Annotated in this window: 3 protein-coding genes; all 3 read right to left on the reverse strand. The window is 65.7% G+C overall.

What is annotated here, in order from left to right:
- The coding region (locus tag AC2VLV_RS01695) for an ABC transporter permease (protein WP_486988357.1) at positions 1–548 on the reverse strand (548 nt) is incomplete at its 3' end.
- Positions 549–552: 4 nt separating this feature from the next.
- On the reverse strand, positions 553–1722 hold the full coding sequence (locus AC2VLV_RS01700; RefSeq protein WP_486988358.1) for an ABC transporter permease: 1170 nt from the start codon (positions 1720–1722) through the stop codon (positions 553–555).
- Positions 1719–3323 (reverse strand): ATP-binding cassette domain-containing protein (locus tag AC2VLV_RS01705; RefSeq protein WP_486988359.1); only part of this gene is annotated, 1605 nt, incomplete at its 5' end. The genes AC2VLV_RS01705 and AC2VLV_RS01700, both read right to left, overlap by 4 nt.

Genomic DNA, 3323 nt, shown 5'->3' on the forward strand with positions numbered 1-3323 from the left:
AGGCCGGGCACGATGAACCAGCGGTAGACCAGATTCGGGTTGAACCAGTGGCGCACGACCACGGGCGTTGGTGCCTGGGCGTCGGGCACGACCTCGGCGCCGACATCGGCGGCGATGGTGGACAGATAGGCTACGGTGATCTGCCCGGAGTTGCTGCGCCGGCCATCGACCAGTACCTGCGCGCGGCCACTTTCGCCGGCGGCGATGGAGCGCGAAAAATCCACCGGAATGGCAAGCGCGGCGATCACCTCGCCACGGTCGATCAGCTCGTGTAGCTGCTGCTGGCTGTCGACATGCCGGACGTGGGTGATGAAGCGGGCGCTGTCCAGGCGCTGTACCAACTCGTGCGACCACCGCCCCGCATCCTGATCGTAGACGGCGATATCGACGTTGCGCACTTCCAGCGTCGCGGCAAAGGCAAACACCAGCAACTGCAGGATCGGCGGCACGAACACCACCATGCGGCTGCGCGGGTCGCGCAGGACGCTGAGTACTTCCTTGATGAACTGGGCGCGCAGGCGGGTGAACGAGAATGCGGAAGTCAACATCGCGTCACTCCAGGTTCTTGCGCGTGGCGCGCTTGGCGATCACGAAGAACAGCACCCCGATCGCCGCCATGGCCGCCAGGTTGGGCAGGAACACGGCCCAGATGTCGCCGGCCAGGAACACCGTCTTCAGCGAATCGACGAAGTAGCGCGCCGGAACCACCAAGGTGATGGCGCGGATCGGTGCCGGCATGGCGTCGATCTCGTACAGAAAGCCCGACAACATGAAGGCCGGCAGGAAGCCCGTGAACAGCGCGATCTGCGCTGCCAGGAACTGGTTGCGTGCCAAGGAGGAAATCAGCAGACCCTGACCCAGCGCCGGCACCATGAACACCGCCGACAGCAGCAGCAGCGCCGCCAGCGAGCCCCGCATCGGGACCCCGAACACGAACACCGCCAGCGCCGCCGCACCCAGCGTGGACAGCATGCCGAGCACGAAGTACGGCAGCAGCTTGCCGATCAGGATTTCGGCCACCGAGGCCGGCGTGGACAGCACCGCCTCCATGGTGCCGCGCTCCCATTCACGCGCCACCACCAGTGCAGTCAGCATGGTGCCGATGATGGTCATGACGATGGCGATGGCACCGGGAATCAGTGCGCGGCGGCTTTCCAGCTCGGGGTTGAACCAGTAGCGCGGTTCCAGCATGACGGCCTGCGCTGGTGCTCCGACGTCCAGTCCGGCACGCCAGGACTGGACCACGCCACGGGCGTAGTTCTCGACGTAGTTGGCGGTATTGGGGTAGGAGCCATCGGTGACGATCTGCACCAGCGGCTCGCTGCCACGCTGGGCCAGACGCTGCTCGAAATCCTGCGGAATCACCACGTAGCCGCGCAGGTCGCCTGAGACCAGTTGGTCGGCCACTTCGCGCCGGTCATGGGCGAAGTGCGTATTCAGGAAGCGGGTGCCCGAAAACGCTGCGGCCAGCGAGTGTGCCGATGCGCCGGGCGACTCCAGGACCACGCCGACACGGACATCCTTCGCATCCAGCGACACCGCATAGGCGAACAGCAGCAGCAACACCACTGGCAGCACGAACGCGATCAGCAGCGTCGAGGGGTCGCGCAGCGCCTGGTAGCTTTCCTTGGTCACCAGGGCGCCCAAGCGCCGCAGATCAAAACGGCGCAAGTCGGTCTGCAGGGGGCCACTTCCGTCTTTGTGCATTGTGGCGCCGTTCATGTGGCGGCCTCCAGCTCGCGGTCTGACGACTCCACCAGGTGAATGAAAGCGTCCTCCATCGTCGGGTCGGGTCGTTCGGGGCTGACCGCCGAACGTTTGAGCGCGTCGGGCGTATCCAGCGCGATCAGTTGCGCACGCGAGAGCATGGCCACGCGGTCGCAGTATTCGGCCTCGTCCATGAAGTGGGTGGTGACCATGATGGTCACGCCCTTGCGGGCCAGTCCGTTGATGTGGGTCCAGAATTCGCGCCGGGTGATCGGGTCCACGCCCGAAGTGGGTTCATCCAGGAACAGCACGGGCGGCCGGTGCATCAGCGAACAAGCCAATGCCAGGCGCTGCTTGTGGCCCAGCGGCAGGGAATCGGGCGTGGCGGACAGCCAGTCGCCCAGATCGAAGGTTTCGATCATCTCGGCAATGCGCTCGCGCCGGGTGTTGCCTTCCAGTCCGTAGACGCCGGCCGAGAATTCCAGGTTCTGCTGCACCGAGAGCAGGCCGTAGAGCGAAAACTTCTGCGCCATGTAGCCGAGCCGACTCTTGGCTGCGCCGGTGGCGCGGCGCAGATCATGGCCCACCACATGCGCTTCGCCAGCAGTGGGTTTCAACAGGCCGCACAGCATCTTGAAGGTGGTGGACTTGCCGGCACCGTTGGGGCCGAGCAGGCCGAAGATTTCGCCCTTTTGCACCTCGAAGCTGACGTTGTCGGTGGCGGTGAACTCGCCGAAGCGCTTGGTGAGGTTTCGGCACGACACGGCAATGTCGAAACCCAGCTCAACCGGGGGCAGACGCTCGGCCAGCGTCGACGTGCCGCCGGGGCCGCCACCGAGCAGATCGATGAAGGCGTCTTCGAAGCGCGCAGGCACCTGCGCCAGCCGCACCTGCGCCTGATCGGACAGGGCCTGGAGCTGCCCTGCGTCCGCGCCCTCGCGCAACACCACGCGCACGCCGGCGCCTTGGATCACGCCATCGCTCACGGTGGGCAGGTCGAGTGCCTGGGTCAGGACCGCTCGGCGCTCGGCACCGACGTCTTCCAGACGGAAACTGCGGCCTTCGAGCTGCGCGGTGAGTTGCTGCGGCGGGCCATCGAACAGGAGCTGTCCCTGGTTCAGCAACAGCACGCTCTCGCAGCGCTCGGCTTCGTCGAGATAGGCGGTGGACCAGACCACGGCCATGCCCTCGTCGGTCAGCGCCTGCACCATGCGCCACAAATCCTGGCGGCTGACCGGGTCGACACCCACGCCCGGCTCGTCCAGCAGCAGCACTTTGGGCCGCGCCATGAGCGCACACGCAAGGCCCAGCTTCTGCTTCATACCGCCGGAGAGCTTGCCGGCCAAGCGCTTGGTGAAGGGTCCGAGCCGCGTGAAGTCCAGCAGCTCGGCAAACAGATCGGCGTTGCGGTACGCATCCATGCCGTGCAACTGCGCATACAGGCGCATGTTCTCCATCACCGACAGGTCTTCGTACAGGCCAAAGCGTTGCGGCATGTAGCCGCTGGCGACGTGGATGGCGTCGTTGTCCTTGACCACGTCATAGCCTGCCAAGGTGACGTGGCCGGCGTTCGGCACCAGGAGGCCGGTCAGAATCCGCATCAGCGTCGTCTTGCC

This window comes from Thiomonas sp. TH-17, assembly GCF_057473305.1.

Coding starts and splice junctions, on each gene's coding strand:
- AC2VLV_RS01700 (WP_486988358.1), bottom strand. CDS start 1,722: ATGAACGGCGCCACAATGCACAAAGACGGAAGTGGCCCCCTGCAGACC.